This window comes from Endozoicomonas sp. ALC020, from assembly GCF_049275935.1.
In the GTDB taxonomy this organism is placed as follows: Bacteria; Pseudomonadota; Gammaproteobacteria; order Pseudomonadales; family Endozoicomonadaceae; genus Endozoicomonas_A.
This window is the reverse complement of sequence record NZ_CP184830.1, coordinates 6,410,411-6,427,288: the sequence shown is the minus strand read 5'-3', so window position 1 is coordinate 6,427,288 and position 16,878 is coordinate 6,410,411. Positions and strand designations below refer to the sequence as shown.

At 46.4% G+C, this 16,878-nt stretch carries 9 protein-coding genes; 8 read left to right on the top strand and 1 reads right to left on the bottom strand.

Going from position 1 to position 16,878, the window contains the following annotated elements:
* Window positions 1-176: 176 nt before the first annotated feature.
* The 7 genes from ACOJUO_RS23955 to ACOJUO_RS23925 all read left to right on the top strand — a co-directional run bounded on the left by ACOJUO_RS23955 (window position 177) and on the right by ACOJUO_RS23925 (window position 14,349).
* Entirely contained in the window at window positions 177-1,982 is a 1,806-nt protein-coding gene (locus ACOJUO_RS23955; RefSeq protein ID WP_422134391.1) for an F-box/WD repeat-containing protein, read from the top strand.
* 178 nt (window positions 1,983-2,160) lie between these two features.
* A complete protein-coding gene (locus ACOJUO_RS23950) occupies window positions 2,161-3,963 on the top strand; it encodes an F-box/WD repeat-containing protein (protein ID WP_422138411.1) in 1,803 nt (600 codons plus the stop codon).
* A gap of 178 nt (window positions 3,964-4,141) precedes the next feature.
* Window positions 4,142-5,944: an F-box/WD repeat-containing protein gene (locus ACOJUO_RS23945; protein WP_422138410.1), complete on the top strand. Its 1,803-nt coding sequence runs from the start codon at window positions 4,142-4,144 to the stop codon at window positions 5,942-5,944.
* 384 nt (window positions 5,945-6,328) lie between these two features.
* Entirely contained in the window at window positions 6,329-8,131 is a 1,803-nt protein-coding gene (locus ACOJUO_RS23940) for an F-box/WD repeat-containing protein (protein WP_422138409.1), read from the top strand.
* Window positions 8,132-8,516: 385 nt separating this feature from the next.
* Complete coding sequence (locus ACOJUO_RS23935; RefSeq protein WP_422138408.1) at window positions 8,517-10,190, top strand: F-box/WD repeat-containing protein; 1,674 nt, start codon at window positions 8,517-8,519, stop codon at window positions 10,188-10,190.
* Between the two features lie 383 nt (window positions 10,191-10,573).
* The gene (locus tag ACOJUO_RS23930) at window positions 10,574-12,373 is read left to right on the top strand and encodes an F-box/WD repeat-containing protein (protein ID WP_422138407.1); all 1,800 of its coding nucleotides are present in this window, start codon (window positions 10,574-10,576) and stop codon (window positions 12,371-12,373) included.
* Window positions 12,374-12,549: 176 nt separating this feature from the next.
* Window positions 12,550-14,349, top strand: coding sequence for an F-box/WD repeat-containing protein (locus ACOJUO_RS23925; protein ID WP_422138406.1), 1,800 nt, complete (start codon window positions 12,550-12,552; stop codon window positions 14,347-14,349).
* A gap of 179 nt (window positions 14,350-14,528) precedes the next feature.
* On the opposite strand, the gene ACOJUO_RS23920 is transcribed toward ACOJUO_RS23925, so the two are convergent.
* Window positions 14,529-14,846: a hypothetical protein gene (locus ACOJUO_RS23920; RefSeq protein WP_422134384.1), complete on the bottom strand. Its 318-nt coding sequence runs from the start codon at window positions 14,844-14,846 to the stop codon at window positions 14,529-14,531.
* 140 nt (window positions 14,847-14,986) lie between these two features.
* Here ACOJUO_RS23920 and ACOJUO_RS23915 point away from each other — a divergent pair, with 140 nt between their 5' ends.
* Complete coding sequence (locus ACOJUO_RS23915) at window positions 14,987-16,795, top strand: F-box/WD repeat-containing protein (protein WP_422138405.1); 1,809 nt, start codon at window positions 14,987-14,989, stop codon at window positions 16,793-16,795.
* Window positions 16,796-16,878: the final 83 nt, after the last annotated feature.

Sequence of the window (16,878 nt, the reverse complement as noted above, 5' to 3'; positions counted from 1 at the left end):
TATTGGCTGTGATCAATAAAAGGGACGCCATTGCGCGTGTGCTGAAAAGCAAAAATTTTTTGGTGACACTTACAACCTGTTATGAACTTTTATTTCAAAGCCGACTCTAATTGACTTCATCAATTTTGAAATTCTTTGTTAATCGGGGGGGGATAGTCAATCAGGAGAAACCAGATATGTATTCTGAGGTTAATCATTCCGACATAGCCGGTTCACCTTTGCTACCAGATGTAAGCACTTCATTGGCGAAAGAACTAACGGGTGTCAGTGCGGGTGGCAGGTCCGTTGCTGTGCCTGAAAAAGAAATGGAGAAAACCGCTTTATTGCACGATTTGCCCGAGGAATTAACCCTCAAAATTTTTCGCTTTTTGGAACTTCGGGATATTGTCAGTTTGCAGCGGGTATCTAAACACTTAAACAGGTTTATTAAAAGCGAACATGTTCTGGAAAAGACATGGTATCGCCGGTTTTCTTTATCACATCAATATCAATTGAAAAAAAGCCTTCCTGTAAAGGATAAAGAACAGCTCCGAAATTGGCTGCGACCGTTTACGAAGGATCAAGCGTTAATTGAATCACTCATAAAACACCGAAAGGCCGTTTATTTTCCTGCCCTGTTTCATTTCGCAAAAGCCCGACTGATGTCTCAATACGAAAAATATAATGTCGATACAGAGGCCGTTATTGCTCATGAAGGCAGGGTGAACTCAGCCACCTTCAGCCCCGATGGTAGCCACCTGGTGACGGCCAGTGAGGATGCAACGGCGATAATCTATGGCCAGGGGACTGATGGAACATGGGCAAAAAAAGGCGTCATTTCTCATCAGGGTGGTGTCAGATCTGCCATCTTCAGTGCCGATGGCCGCCATGTGGTGACCGCCAGTTGGGATCACACAGCAAAAATTTATGGTCAAGTCGACGGGACGTGGGAAGAGATGCTCACCATTTCCCATGATAACGATGTTACTTCAATTATCTTCAGTGTTGATGGCTGCAATTTGGTGACCGCCAGTAAGGATAAAACGGCGAAAATCTTTGCGCTGGAAGACGATGGGTCATGGGAAGAAAAACTCACCATTTGCCATGGTGCTTGGGTCCACCTGGCCACCTTCAGCGACGATAGTCGTTATTTGGTGACTGCCAGTTACGACAACACAGCAAAAATCTTCTGCCTGCGGGACGATGGATCATGGGAAGAAAAAGTCACCATCTCCCATAATTGTTTGATCAGATCAGCCGCCTTTAGCGCTGATAGTAGCTGTGTGGTGACGGCCTCTAACGATCACACAGCGAAAATCTTTGGTCAAAAGATCGATGGCTCTTGGGAAGAAGAATCCATCATTTCCCATGATCAATGGGTCAACTCAGCTACCTTTAGTGCTGATAGCCGCCATTTGGTAACGGCCAGTGAGGATAACACGGCGAAAATCTTTGGTCTGAAGGACGATGGATCCTGGGGAGAAGAAGCTGTCATTTCCCATAAGGGCAATGTTGGCTCAGCCACCTTCAGCTCCGATGGCCGTCATGTGGTGACAGCAAGTAGCGATGAAACGGCGAAAATCTTTAGTATGAAGGACGACGGATTATGGGAAGAAAAACGCACCATTTCCCATGAATACGGTATCAGGTCAGCCACCTTCAGCCCCGATAACCGTCATGTGGTGACCGCCTGTAGCGATGGCATGGCGAAAATCTATGGTCTGAAGACTGACGGATCCTGGGTCAAAAAGGCCGTTATTTCCCATGTAGGTTCACTCAAAACAGCTACTTTCAGTGCTGATGGCGGCCTTGTTTTGACCACCAGTCTGGATGGAACGGCAAAAATTTATGGTCATTGGGCTAATGGTTCATGGGTAGAAAAAGCCGTTGTTACCTATTTAGGTTCTGTCAAATCAACTGCCCTCAGTACCAATGGCCACCATTTGGCTTCGCCCTTTCACCTTGGCGAATTGAGAATTTATAAGCTATCGATGAATCATTGATTGTTTGCTGTGATCAATAAAAGGGACACCATTGCGCATGTGCTGAAAGGCAGAAATTTCTTTGGTGGTAATTAACAACCTATTATGAACTTTTATTTCAAAGCCGACTCTAATCGTTTTCATCAATTTTGAATGTCTTTACTAACCGGGAAGTGTGAAAACTTAAGAGAAAACAGATATGTATTCTGACGTTAATCATTCCGACATGGCCGGTACACCTTCGCTATCACCTGTAAGCACTTCACCAGGGAAAGAACCACCGGGTGTCAATGCGGGCAGGTCCGTCACTGTGCCTGAAAAAGAAATAGAGAAAACAGCTTTATTACACGATTTGCCCGAGGAATTAACCCTCAAAATTTTTCGCTTTTTGGAACTTCGGGATATCGTCAGTTTGCAACAGGTATCTACACACTTAAACAGGTTTATTAAAAACGAACATGTTCTGGAAAAGACATGGTATCGCCGGTTTTCTTTATCACACCAATATCAATTGAAAAAAAGCCTTCCTTTAGAGAATAAAGAACTGCTCCGAAATTGGCTGCGACCGTTTACGAGAGATCAAGCGTTAGTCGAATCACTTATAACACACCGAGAGGCTGTTTACTTTCCTGCCCTTTTCCATTTCACCAAAGCCCGACTGATGTCTCAATGCGAAAAGTATAATGTCGATACAGAGGCCGTCATTGCTCATAAAGACAGGGTGAATTCAGCCACCTTCAGCGCCGATGGTAGCCAACTGGTGACGGCCAGTAACGATGCAACGGCGAAAATCTATGGTCAGAGGGCCAATGGATCATGGGCAAAAAAAGGCGTCATTTATCATCAAGACGGTGTCGGATTTGCCATCTTCAGTGCCGATGGCCGCCATGTGATAACCGTCAGTTGGGATTGTGCGGCAAAAATCCATAGTCAAATCGATGGGACATGGACAGAGAAACTTGGCATTTTCCATGATGGCAGTTTCTCCTCAGTCACCTTCAGTGCCGATGGCCGTCATTTGGTGACCGTCAGTGAGGATAACACGGCGAAAATCTGTGTTCAGGGAGACGATTGGGCATGGGAAGAAAGACTCACCATTTCCCATGATACCTGGGTCCACTTTGTCACCTTCAGCGCCGATAGTCGTCATTTGGTGATCGCCAGTCACGATAACACAGCAGGAATCTATGGTCAGGAAGCTGATGGATCGTGGGTAAAAAAAATCACCATTTCCCATGACCGACTGATCCAATCAGCCACCTTCAGCGTCGATAGTCACCGTTTGGTGACAGCCTCTGACGATGGCAAAGCGAAAATCCATGGTCAAAAGGACGATGGCTTATGGGAAGAAGAAACCATCATTTCCCATGATTGCCTTGTCAACTCAGCTAACTTCAGTGCCGATGACCGCCATTTGGTTATGGCCTGCGTGGATAACACGGCGAAAATCTTTGGTCTGAAGGACGATGGATCATGGGGAGAGGAAGCCATCATTTCCCATAATAGCTATGTCAACTCAGCCGCTTTCAGCCCCAATGGCAGCCATGTGGTGACGACAAGTTTCGATAAAACGGCGAAAATCTTTAGTAAGAAGGATGACGAATCATGGGAAGAAAAACGCACTATTTCCCATGATCACTATGTCCGCTCAGCCACCTTCAGCCCCGATAGCCGCCATTTGGTGACCGCCAGTCACGATGGCATGGCGAGAATCTATGGTCTGAAGACTGACGGATCCTGGGTTGAAAAGGCCATTATTTTTCATCTGGATGTTGTCATTTCAGCCACCTTTGGCGCCGATGGCCGCCATGTGGTGACCACCAGTACAGATGAAACGGCAAAAATTTATGGCCAGATGACCGATGGATTATGGGTAGAAAAAGCCGTTGTTGCCCATAGAGGTTTGGCCAAATCAACTGCCCTCAGTGCCAATGGCCATCATATGGTTTCGCCCTTTCGCCATAATAAATTGAGAATTTATAAGCTATCGATGAATCATTGATTGTTTGCTGTGATCTATAAAAGGGATGCCATTGCGCATGTGCTGAAAGGCAGAAATTTCTTTTAGTGGCATCTAACAACATACTGTGAATTTTTATTTCAAAGCCGACTCTAACTGACTTCATCAATTTTGAATGTCTTTGCTCATCGGAGAGGTGAAGACTTAAGAGAAAACAGATATGTATTCTGACGTTAATCATTCCGACATAGCCGGTTCACCTTCGCTACCACCTGTGAGCATTTCATTGGAGGAAGAACCATCGGGTGTCAGTGCGGGCATATCCGTCGCTGTGCCTGAAAAAGAAATAGAGAAAACCGCTTTATTGCACGATTTGCCCGAGGAATTAACCCTCAAAATTTTTCGCTTTTTGAAGCTTCGGGATATTGTCAGTTTGCAACAGGTGTCTACACACTTAAACAGGTTTATTAAAAACGAACATGTTCTGGAAAAGACATGGTATCGCCGGTTTTCTTTACCTCACCAATATCAATTGAAGAAAAGCCTTCCTGTAGAGGATAAAGAACAGCTCCGAAATTGGCTGCTACCGTTTACGAAGGATCAAGCGTTAGTCGAATCACTCATAAAACAGCGAAAGGCCGTTTATTTTCCTGCTCTCTTTCATTTCGCCAAAGCCCGACTTATGTCTCAATGCGAAAAGTATAATGTCGATGCAGAAGCCGTTATTGTTCATCAAGACAATGTGAACACAGCGACCTTCAGCGCTGATGGTAGCCACCTGGTGACGGCCAGTGACGATGCAACAGCGATAATCTACGGCCAGAGGGCCAATGGTTCATGGGAAGAAGAAACCATCATTTCCCATAACCGCGATATCGTATCAGCCCTCTTTAGTGCCGATGGCCGCCATGTGGTGACCGAAAGTGTCGTTGGAACGGCAAAAATCCATGGTCAGGTCGAGGGATCATGGGCAGAGAAACTGAGCATTTTCCATGATGGCAGTTTCTCCTCAGTCACCTTCAGTGCCGATAACCGCCATCTGGTGACCGCCAGTTCGGATAACACGGCGAAAATCTGTGCTCAGGGAGACGATGGGTCATGGGAAGAAAAACTCACCATTTTCCATGATGGCTGGGTCGAATTTGCCATCTTCAGTGCCGATAGTCGTCATTTGTTGACCGCCAGCTACGATCACACAGCAAGAATCTATGGTCAGGAAGTTGATGGATCATGGGTAAAAAAAATCACCATTTCCCATGACCGACTGATCCAATCAGTCACCTTCAGCGCTGATGGTCGCCGTGTGGTGACGACCTCTACCGATGGCACAGCGAAAATCTATGGTCAAAAGAACGATGGCTCATGGGAAGAAGAAATCATCATTTCCCATGATGACAGGGTCAACTCAGCTACCTTTGGTGCTGATAGCCGCCATTTGGTAACGGCCAGTGAGGATAACACGGCGAAAATCTGTGGTCTGAAGGACGATGGATCATGGGGAGAAGAAGCCATCATTTCCCATAATCGCAATGTCGATTCAGCCGTATTCAGCCCCAATGGCAGCCATGTGGTGACGACAAGTTATGATGACACGGCGAAAATCTATGGTAAGAAGGACGACGGATCATGGGAAGAAAAACGCACCATTTGCCATGGTCGCGGTGTCATCTCAGCCACCTTTAGCCCCGATGACCGTCACCTGGTGACCGCCGGTTTTGATGGCAAAGCGAAAATCTATGGTCTGAAGGCTGACGGATCCTGGGTAGAGAATGCCATCATTTCCCATGAGGCTTCACTCAAAACAGCCATCTTCAGTGCCGATGGTCGCCTGGTGGTGACCACCAGTAAAGATGGGACGGCAAAAATTTATGGCCAGATGACCAATGGATTATGGGTAGAAAAAGCCGTTGTTACCCATGAAGGTACGGCTGAATCAACTGCCCTCAGCGCCAATGGCCACCATCTGGTTTCGCCCTTTCGCCATAATAAATTGAGAATTTATAAGCTATCGATGAATCATTGATTGTTTGCTGTGATCTATAAAAGGGATGCCATTGCGCATGTGCTGAAAGGCAGAAATTTCTTTAGTGGCACTTTACAACCTATTATGAACTCTTATTTCAAAGCTGACTCTAAGTACTCAACCATACGAAATCATATTTTCTGACTCATTGTTCAGGCACTCGCGGCAACTGCTCCTGCGTTGCTCTAGCTCCTGCATCCATGCAGTCGTGCTGCGTTGCAACTCTGGTCACATAGCTTGCTATGTTCCCGTCGTTGCGCCTTGCAGAGCACCTGCCCAATAAGCCAGAAATATTCGATTCCGTATGGTTGAGTACTTAACAGACTTCATCAATTTTGAATGTCTTTGCTCATCGGAGAGGTGAAGACTTAAGAGAAAACAGATATGTATTCTGACGTTAATCATTCCGACATAGCCGGTTCACCTTCGCTACCACCTGTGAGCATTTCATCGGAGGAAGAACCATCGGGTGTCAGTGCGGGCAGATCCGTCGCTGTGACTGAAAAAGAAATAGAGAAAACCCCTTTATTACACGATTTGCCCGAGGAATTAACCCTAAAAATTTTTCGCTTTTTGGAGCTTCGCGATATCATCAGTTTGCAACAGGTCTCTGCACACTTAAACAGGTTTATTAAAAACGAATATGTTCTGGAAAAGACATGGTATCGCCGGTTTTCTTTACCTCACCAATATCAATTGAAGAAAATCCTTCCTGTAGAAGATAAAGAACAGCTCCGAAATTGGCTGCGACCGTTTACAAGAGATCAAGCGTTAGTTGAATCACTCATAAAACACCGAAAGGCCGTTTATTTTCCTGCCCTCTTTCATTTCGCCAAAGCCCGACTGATGTCTCAATGTGAAAAGTATAATGTCGATGCAGAAGCCGTTATTGTTCATCAAGACAAGGTGAACTCAGCCACCTTCAGCGCTGATGGTAGCCACCTGGTGACGGCCAGTGACGATGCAACGGCGATAATCTACGGCCAGAAGGCCAATGGATCATGGGAAGAAGAAACCATCATTTCCCATAACCGCGATATCGTATCAGCCCTCTTTAGTGCCGATGGCCGCCATGTGGTGACTGAAAGTGTCGTTGGAACGGCAAAAATCTATGGTCAGGTCGATGGATCATGGGCAGAGAAACTGAGCATTTTCCATGATGGCAGTTTCTTCTCAGTCACCTTCAGTGCTGATAGCCGCTATCTGGTGACCGCCAGTACGGATAACACGGCGAAAATCTGTGCTCAGGGAGACGATGGGTCATGGGAAGAAAAACTCACCATTTTCCATGATGGCTGGGTCGAATTTGCCGTCTTCAGTGCCGATAGTCGTCATTTGGTGACCGCCAGCTACGATCACACAGCAAGAATCTATGGTCAGGAAGTTGATGGATCATGGGTAAAAAAAATCACCATTTCCCATGACCGACTGATCCAATCAGTCACCTTCAGCGCTGATGGCCGCCGTGTGGCGTCGACCTCTTCCGATGGCACAGCGAAAATCTATGGTCAAAAGAACGATGGCTCATGGGAAGAAGAAACCATTATTTCCCATGATTACCATGTCAACTCAGCTAACTTCAGTGCCGATAGCCGCCATTTGGTTACGGCCAGTATCGATAAAACGGCGAAAATCTGTAGTCTGAAGGACGATGGATCATGGGGAGAAGAAGCCATCATTTCCCATAATCGCAATGTCGATTCAGCCGTATTCAGCCCCAATGGCAGCCATGTGGTGACGACAAGTTATGATGACACGGCGAAAATCTATGGTAAGAAGGACGACGGATCATGGGAAGAAAAACGCACCATTTACCACGGTCACCGTGTCATCTCAGCCACCTTCAGCCCCGATGACCGTCACCTGGTGACCGCCGGTTTTGATGGCAAAGCGAAAATCTATGGTCTGAAGGCTGACGGATCCTGGTTAGAGAATGCCATCATTTCCCATGAGGCTTCACTCAAAACAGCCATCTTCAGCGCCGATGGTCGCCTGGTGGTGACCACCAGTAAAGATGGAACGGCAAAAATTTATGGCCAGATGACCAATGGATTATGGGTAGAAAAAGCCGTTGTTACCCATGAAGGTACGGCTGAATCAACTGCCCTCAGCGCCAATGGCCACCATCTGATTTCGCCTTTTCCCGATAATATTTTGACGATTTATAAGCTATCGATGAAGGATTGATTGTTTGCTGTGATCAATAAAGGGACGCCATTGCGGGTGTGCTGAAAAGCAGAAATTTCTTTAGTGGCACTTTACAACCTATTATGAACTTTTATTTCAAAGCCGACTCTAAGTACTCAACCATACGAAATCATATTTTCTGACTTATTGTTCAGGCACTCGCGGCAACTGCTCCTGCGTTGCTCGAGCTCCTGCATCCATGCAGTCGTGATGCGTTGCAACTCTGGTCACATAGCTTGCTATGTTCCCGTCGTTGCGCCTTGCAGAGCACCTGCCCAATAAGCCAGAAATATTCGATTCCGTATGGTTGAGTACTTAACAGACTTCATTCATTTTGAATGTCTTTGCTCATCGGGGGGGGGGGAAGACTTAAGAGAAACCAGATATGTATTCTGACGTTAATCATTCCGACATAGCCGGTTCACCTTCGCTACCAGCTGTAAGCACTTCATTGGCGCAAGAACCATCGGCTGTCGGTGCAGGCAGGTCCGTCGCTGTTGTTGACAAAGAAATAGAGAAAACAGTTTTATTACACGATTTGCCCGAGGAATTAACCCTCAAAATTTTTCGCTTTTTGGAACTTCGGGATATTGTCAGTTTGCAACAGGTATCTACTCACTTAAACAGGTTTATTAAAAACGAACATGTTCTGGAAAGGACATGGTATCGCCGGTTTTCTTTACCACACCAATATCAATTGCAAAAAAGCCTTCCTGTAGAGGATAAAGAACACCTTCGAAATTGGCTGCAACCGTTTACGAGAGATCAAGCGTTAGTTGAATCACTCATAACACACCGAGAGGCCGTTTATTTTCCTGCCCTTTTCCATTTCGCCAAAGCCCGACTGATGTCTCAATACGAAACGTATAATGTCGATATAGAGGCCGTTATTGCTCATGACGATAAGGTGAACTCAGCCACCTTCAGCGCCGATGGTAGGCACCTGGTGACGGCCAGTGACGACGCAACGGCGATAATCTATGGCCAGAGGACTGATGGAACATGGGAAAAAAAAGGCGTCATTTCCCATGACGATGTTGTCAAATCAGCCCTCTTTAGTGTTGATGGCCGCCAACTGGTGACCGCCAGTAAGGATAACACGGCGAAAATCTGTGTTCAGGGAGACGATGGGTCATGGGAAGAAAAACTCACCATTGTCCATGATGCCCGGGTCCACTTTGCCGCCTTCAGCGCCGATGCCAGCCATTTGGTGACCGCCAGTGTCAATAACACAGCAAGAATCTATGGTCAGGAAGTCGATGGATCATGGGTAAAAAAAATCACCATTTTTCATCACCAACGGATCAACTCAGTCACCTTCAGTGCCAATAGTCGCCGTGTGGTGACAGCCTCCAACGATGGCACAGTGAAAATCTATGGTCAAAAGACCGATGGTTCATGGGAAGAGGAAACCGTCATTTCTCATGATCATAAGGTCAACTCAGCTGCCTTTAGTGCCGATGGCCGCCATTTGGTAACGGCCAGTGAAGATAACACAGCGAAAATCTACGGTCTGAAGGACGATGGATCATGGGGAGAAGAAGCTGTCATTTCCCATAGGAGCTATATCAGCTCAGCTGCCTTAAGCCCCAATGGCAGCCATGTGGTGACGACAAGTTACGATTACACGGCGAAAATCAACAGTAAGAAAGACGACGGATCATGGGAAGAAAAACGCACTATTTCCCATGATGACTACGTCAGCTCAGCCACCTTCAGCCCCGATAGCCGCCATTTGGTGACGGCCAGTGACGATGGCATGGCGAAAATCTATGGTCTGAAGACTGACGGATCCTGGGTCGAAAAGACCATCATTTCCCATCTGGGTGTTGTCACATCAGCCATTTTTAGCGCCGATGGCCAGCTTTTGATGACCGCCAGTTGGGATCGTACGGCAAAAATTTATGGTCAGTATATTAATGGATTATGGGTAGAAAAAGCCGTTGTTGCCCATAGAAGTTTGGCCAAATCAACCGCCCTCAGTGGCAATGGCCACCATTTGGTTTTGCCCTCTCTCCATAACATTTTGATGATTTATAAGCTATCGATGAAGCATTGATTGTTTGCTGTGATCAATAAAAGGAACGCCATTGCGCATGTGCTGAAAGGCAGAAATTTCTTTAGTGGCACTTTACAACCTATTATGAACTTTTATTTCAAAGCCGACTCTAAGTACTCAACCATACGAAATCATATTTTCTGACTTATTGTTCAGGCACTCGCGGCAACTGCTCCTGCGTTGCTCGAGCTCCTGCATCCATGCAGTCGTGATGCGTTGCAACTCTGGTCACATAGCTTGCTATGTTCCCGTCGTTGCGCCTTGCAGAGCACCTGCCCAATAAGCCAGAAATATTCGATTCCGTATGGTTGAGTACTTAACAGACTTCATTCATTTTGAATGTCTTTGCTCATCGGGGGGGGAAGACTTAAGAGAAACCAGATATGTATTCTGACGTTAATCATTCCGACATAGCCGGTTCACCTTCGCTACCAGCTGTAAGCACTTCATTGGCGCAAGAACCATCGGCTGTCGGTGCAGGCAGGTCCGTCGCTGTTGTTGACAAAGAAATAGAGAAAACAGTTTTATTACACGATTTGCCCGAGGAATTAACCCTCAAAATTTTTCGCTTTTTGGAACTTCGGGATATTGTCAGTTTGCAACAGGTATCTACTCACTTAAACAGGTTTATTAAAAACGAACATGTTCTGGAAAGGACATGGTATCGCCGGTTTTCTTTACCACACCAATATCAATTGCAAAAAAGCCTTCCTGTAGAGGATAAAGAACACCTTCGAAATTGGCTGCAACCGTTTACGAGAGATCAAGCGTTAGTTGAATCACTCATAACACACCGAGAGGCCGTTTATTTTCCTGCCCTTTTCCATTTCGCCAAAGCCCGACTGATGTCTCAATACGAAAAGTATAATGTCGATACAGAAGCCGTTATTGCTCATAATAACTGGGTGAAATCAGCCACCTTCAGCACAGATGGTAGCCACCTGGTGACGGCCAGTAGCGATGCAACTGCGCTTATCTATGGCCAGAGTGCCAATGGATCATGGGAAAAAAAAGGCATCATTTTCCATCAAGAGGGCGTCAGATCTGCCATCTTCAGCCCCGATGGTCGCCATGTGATGACCTGCAGTTGGGATTTTACGGCAAAAATCTATGGTCAAGTCGATGGGACCTGGGTGGAGAAACTCACTATTTCCCATGATCATTGGCTCAACTCAGCCACCTTCAGCGCCGATAGCAGCCATCTGGTGACCGCCAGTAATGATGAATCGGCGAAAATCTGCGTTCAGGGAGACGATGGCACATGGGAAGAAAAGCTCACCATTTCCCATGATGATAGGGTCAAATTGGCTGCCTTCAGCGCCGATGGCCGTCATTTGGTGACCACCAGTCACGATAACACGGCAAGAATCTATGGTAAGGAAGTCGATGGATCATGGGTAAAAAAAATCACCATTTTTCATGACCAACGGATCAACTCAATCACCTTCAGTGCTGAAAGTCGCCGTGTGGTGACAGCCTCTGAGGATGGCACAGTGAAAATCTATGGTCAAAAGACCGATGGCTCATGGGAAGAAGAAACCATCATTTCCCATGATGACTGTGTCAATTCAGCCACCTTTAGTACCGATGGCCGCCATGTGGTGACGGCCAGTAAAGATGACACAGCGAAAATCTGTGGTCTGAAGGACGATGGGTCATGGGGAGAAGAAGCGATCATATCTCACAATTCCTATGTCAACTTAGCCGCCTTCAGCCCCAATGACCGCTATGTAGTGACGGCAAGTTACACTAGAGCGAAAATCTGTATTAAGAAGGACGACGGGTCATGGGAAGAAAAACGCACTATTTCCCATCGTAACTCTATACGCTCAGCCACCTTCAGCCCCGATAGCCGCCATTTGGTGACGGCCAGTGACGATCGCATGGCAAAAATCTATGGTCTGAAGACTGACGGAACCTGGGTAGAAAAGACCATCATTTCCCATCTGGGTATTGTCATATCAGCCACCTTTAGTGCCGATGGCCGCCTTGTGGTGACTACCAGTACAGACAGAACGGTAAAAATTTATGGTCAGGATATTAATGGATTATGGGTAGAAAAAGCCGTTGTTGACCAAATAGGGTTGCCCAATTTAACTGCCCTCAGCGCCAATGGTCACCATCTGGTTTCGCCCTTTTCCCATAACGTTTTGACGATTTATAAGCTATCGATGAAGCATTGATTGTTTGCTGTGATCAATAAAAGGGACACCATTGCGTATGTGCTGAAAGGCAGAAATTTCTTTAGTGGTTCTTAACAACCTATTATGAACTTTTATTTCAAAGCCGACTCTAACTGACTTCATCAATATTGAAATTCCTTGCTAATCGGTGGGAATAATCAACCAAGAGAAACCAGATGTATTCTGATGTTAATTATTCCGACATAGCAGGTTCCCCTTCGATACCAGCTGTAAGCACTTCATTGGCGAAAGAACCGTCGGGAGTCAGTGCGGGCAGGTCCGTTGCTGTGCCTGAAAAAGAAATAGAGAAAACAGCTTTATTACACGATTTGCCTGAGGAAATAACCCTCAAAATTTTTCGTTTTCTGGAGCTTCGGGATATTGTCAGTTTGCAGCGGGTATCTACTCACTTAAACAGGTTTATTAAAAACGAACATGTTCTGGAAAGGACATGGTATCGCCGGTTTTCTTTACCACACCAGTATCAATTGAAAAAAAGCCTTCCTGTTGAGGATAAGGAACATCTTCGAAATTGGCTGCGACCGTTTACGACAGATCAAGCGTTAGTTGAATCACTCATAAAGCACCGAAAGGCCGTTTATTTTCCTGCCCTTTTCCATTTCGCCAAAGCCCGACTGATGTCTCAATACGAAAAGTATAATGTCGATACAGAGGCCGTTATTGCTCATAGTGACCGGGTGAAACCAGCCACCTTCAGCCCCGATGGCAGCCACCTGGTGACGGCCAGTGAGGACGCAACTGCGCTTATCTATGGCCAGAGTGCCAATGGATCATGGGAAAAAAAAGGCATCATTTCCCATCAAAGTGGTGTCAGATCTGCCATCTTCAGCCCCGATGGTCGCCATGTGATGACCTTCAGTTGGGATTTTACGGCAAAAATCTATGGTCAAGTCGATGGGACTTGGGTGGAGAAACTCACTATTTCCCATGATGATTGGATCAACTCAGCCACCTTCAGCGCCGATAGCAGCTACCTGGTGACGGCCAGTGACGATGCAACGGCGAAAATCTGTGTTCAGGGAGACAATGGGTCATGGGAAGAAAAACTTACCACTTACCATGATGATTGGGTCAACTTAGCCAACTTCAGCCCCGATAGTAGCCATCTGGCGACCACCAGTTACGATTACACGGCAAACATTTATGGTCGGGGAGTCGATGGATCATGGGAAGAAAAATTCACCATTTTCCATGGCCTGTGGATCAACACAGTCAACTTCAGTGCCGATGGCCGTCATCTGGTGACTGCCAGTGACGATGGCACAGCGAAAATCTATGGTCAAAAGACCGATGGCTCATGGGAAGAAGAAACCATCATTTCCCATGATGACTGTGTCAACTCAGCCACCTTTAGTGCCGATGGCCGCCGTGTGGTGACGGCCAGTAAAGATAACACTGCGAAAATCTGTGGTCTGAAGGACGATGGGTTATGGGGAGAAGAAGCCATCATATCTCTTAATTGCTGTGTCAACTTAGCCGCTTTCAGCCCCAATGACCGCCATGTAGTGACGGCAAGTTTCACCAGAGCGAAAATCTATAGTAAGACGGACGACGGATCATGGGAGGAAAAACGCACTATTTCCCATCGTGACTCTATCCACGTAGCCACCTTCAGCCCCGATAGCCGCCACTTGGTGACGGCCAGTGACGATCGCACGGCGAAAATCTATGGTCTGAAGACTGACGGATCCTGGGTTGAAAAAACCATCATTTCCCATCTGGATATTGTCTTGTCGGCCACCTTTAGCGCCGATGGTCGCCTTGTGGTGACCAGCAGTACAGATAGAACGGCAAACATTTATGGTCAGGATATTAACGGATTATGGGTAAAAAAAGCCTTTGTTGAGCAGACATGTTTTCCCACATCAACTGCCCTCAGTGCCAATGGCCATCATTTGGTTTCGCGCTTTCGCCATGACAAATATAGAATTTATAAGCTATCGATGAATCATTGATTGTTTGCTGTGGTCAATAAAAGGAACACCATTGCGCATGTGCTGAAAGGCAGAAATTTCTTTGCTGGCATTCAATAACATAGTATGAACTTTTATTTCAAATCCGAGTCAAACTCACTTTATCAATATTGAATATCTTTGCTCATCAGAGGGTGTCGCAAAACTTCAACAGCTCGTTCTCACGCTCTGAAGTCGTCATTCCCGCGAAGGCGGGAATCCAGCGCCAACGGTGGATCTCTGCTTTCTCGGGGATGACAAGGCCAGGGGGACACCGGGCAGTATGGTTCTGGTGGAGAGTCAGTGTGGATTCCCGCCTTCGCGGGAATGACGAGAATGAAGCCGGGAATGACGAGAATGAAGCCGGGAATGACGAGAATGAAGCCGGGAATGACGAGAATGAAGCCGGGAATGACGAGAATGAAGCCGGCAATAACGGGAGTCAGCGCGTTCCCGCGCCGGAGAGAGTTTTGCGACACCCTCTCTGCGCGGGAATGCATACCTCCCCTGAAAAGCGGACTCTGCAGCTCGAGATAAGTATGGGTTCCCACGCAGGGACCCACAGGGCCTAAAAGCATGGGAACCAGAGTTTTGCGACAGCCTCATCAGGGGGAGGGTGAAAACTTAGGAGAAACCAGATATGTATTCTGACCTTAATAATTCCGACATAGCCGGTTCGCCTTCACTTCCACCTGTGAGCACTTCATTGGGGGAAAAATCATCAGGTGTCAGTGCAGGCAGGTCCGTCACTGTGCCTGACAAAGAAATAAAAAAAACAACTTCATTGCCCGATTTGCCCGAAGAAATAATTATCAAAATTGCGCGTTTGCTGAAATTTCGGGATATCGTCAGTTTACAACAGGTATCTACTCACACATACACTGCCATTAAAAACGATCCTGTACTGGAAAAGGCATGGTTTCGCCGGTTTTCTTCACTGCACCAATATCAACTAAAGAAAATTCTACCTGTAGAGGATAAAGAACAGCTCCGTAGTTGGCTGCGACCGTTTACGAAGGATGAAACGTTAGTCGAATCAATATTAGAACACCGAAGTTATGATTATTTTCCTGCTCTGTTTTATTTCACCAAAGCTCGACTGATGTCTCAATGCAAGATGTTTAATGTAGATACAAAAGTGATCCTTAACCATTCTGGTTTTTGGGGTGGTGTGTTCTCAGCCACCTTCAGCGCCGATGGCAGCCACCTGATAACGAGGTGCGCAGACGGAAAGGCCAGAATTTACCATAACAATGGATCATGGGATAGAAAAGCCATTATTCCCCATAGAGATGAGATCGTGTCAGCCATCTTCAGCGCTGATGATCGCTACGCAATGACCGTCAGTTTCGATAAAACGGCAAAAATCTATGGTCAGGTCGACGATGGGTCATGGGAAAAGAAACTCACTATTTCCCATGGTGATTGGCTCAACTCAGCCAACTTCAGCGCCGATAGTCGCCATTTTGTGACTGCCAGTAAGGACCAAACGGTGAAAATCTGTGTTCAGGGAGATGATGGATCATGGGAAGAAAAACTCACTATTTCCCATGATAATTGCTTTGACTTAGCCATCTTCAGTGCCGATAGTAGCCATCTGGTGACCACCAGTTACGACGATTACACAGCAAAAATTTATGGTCGGGGAGTCGATGGATCATGGGAAGAAAAATTCACCATTTTCCATAGCCTGTGGATCAACACAGTCAACTTCAGTGCCGATGGCCGTCATCTGGTGACTGCCAGTGACGATGGCACAGCGATAATTTATGGTCAAAAGGCTGATGGCTCATGGGAAGAAGAAACCATCATTTCCCATGATCACAGGGTCAAGTCAGCCATATTCAGTGACGATGGCCACCATGTGGTGACCGCAAGTAAGGATCATACGGCAAAAATCTATGGACAGAAGAGCGACGGCTCATGGGAAGAAAAGTGCACTATTAACCATGGTCGCCATATCCTCTCAGCCAACTTTAGCCCCGATGGCCGCCATGTTTTGACCGCAAGCAAAGATCATACGGCAAAAATCTATGGCCAGAAGAGTGATGGTTCATGGGAAGAAAAGTGCACTATTAACCATGGTCGCCGTGTCCTCTCAGCCAACTTCAGCCCCGATGGCTGCCATCTGGTGACGGCCAGTAAAGATGGCACAGCGAAAATCTATGGTCTGAAGACTGACGGATCCTGGGTCGAAAAGGCCATCATTTCCCATGAAGCTTCACTCAAAACAGCCACCTTTAGTGTCGATGGCTGCCTTGTGATTACCACCAGTATGGATGGAACGGCAAAAATTTATGGTCAGTGGGCTAATGGGTCATGGATAGAAAAAGCCGTTGTTACCCATAGAGGTATGGCCGAAACTGTCCTCAGTGCCGATGGCTACCATTTGGTTTCACCTTTTCTCTTTGACAATTTGAGAATTTATAAACTATCGATGAAGAACTGATTGTTTGCTGAGATCAATAAAGGGACACCATTCTGAATATACTGAAAGGCAGAAGTTTTTTTTAGTAGCACTTAACAACCTAT

What these genes read in the sequence shown, in the direction of transcription:
- ACOJUO_RS23955 (WP_422134391.1), top strand. Translation starts at nt 177, where the DNA reads ATGTATTCTGAGGTTAATCATTCCGACATAGCCGGTTCACCTTTGCTA.
- ACOJUO_RS23950 (WP_422138411.1), top strand. Translation starts at nt 2,161, where the DNA reads ATGTATTCTGACGTTAATCATTCCGACATGGCCGGTACACCTTCGCTA.
- ACOJUO_RS23945 (WP_422138410.1), top strand. Translation starts at nt 4,142, where the DNA reads ATGTATTCTGACGTTAATCATTCCGACATAGCCGGTTCACCTTCGCTA.
- ACOJUO_RS23940 (WP_422138409.1), top strand. Translation starts at nt 6,329, where the DNA reads ATGTATTCTGACGTTAATCATTCCGACATAGCCGGTTCACCTTCGCTA.
- ACOJUO_RS23935 (WP_422138408.1), top strand. Translation starts at nt 8,517, where the DNA reads ATGTATTCTGACGTTAATCATTCCGACATAGCCGGTTCACCTTCGCTA.
- ACOJUO_RS23930 (WP_422138407.1), top strand. Translation starts at nt 10,574, where the DNA reads ATGTATTCTGACGTTAATCATTCCGACATAGCCGGTTCACCTTCGCTA.
- ACOJUO_RS23925 (WP_422138406.1), top strand. Translation starts at nt 12,550, where the DNA reads ATGTATTCTGATGTTAATTATTCCGACATAGCAGGTTCCCCTTCGATA.
- ACOJUO_RS23920 (WP_422134384.1), bottom strand. Translation starts at nt 14,846, where the DNA reads ATGCATTCCCGCGCAGAGAGGGTGTCGCAAAACTCTCTCCGGCGCGGG.
- ACOJUO_RS23915 (WP_422138405.1), top strand. Translation starts at nt 14,987, where the DNA reads ATGTATTCTGACCTTAATAATTCCGACATAGCCGGTTCGCCTTCACTT.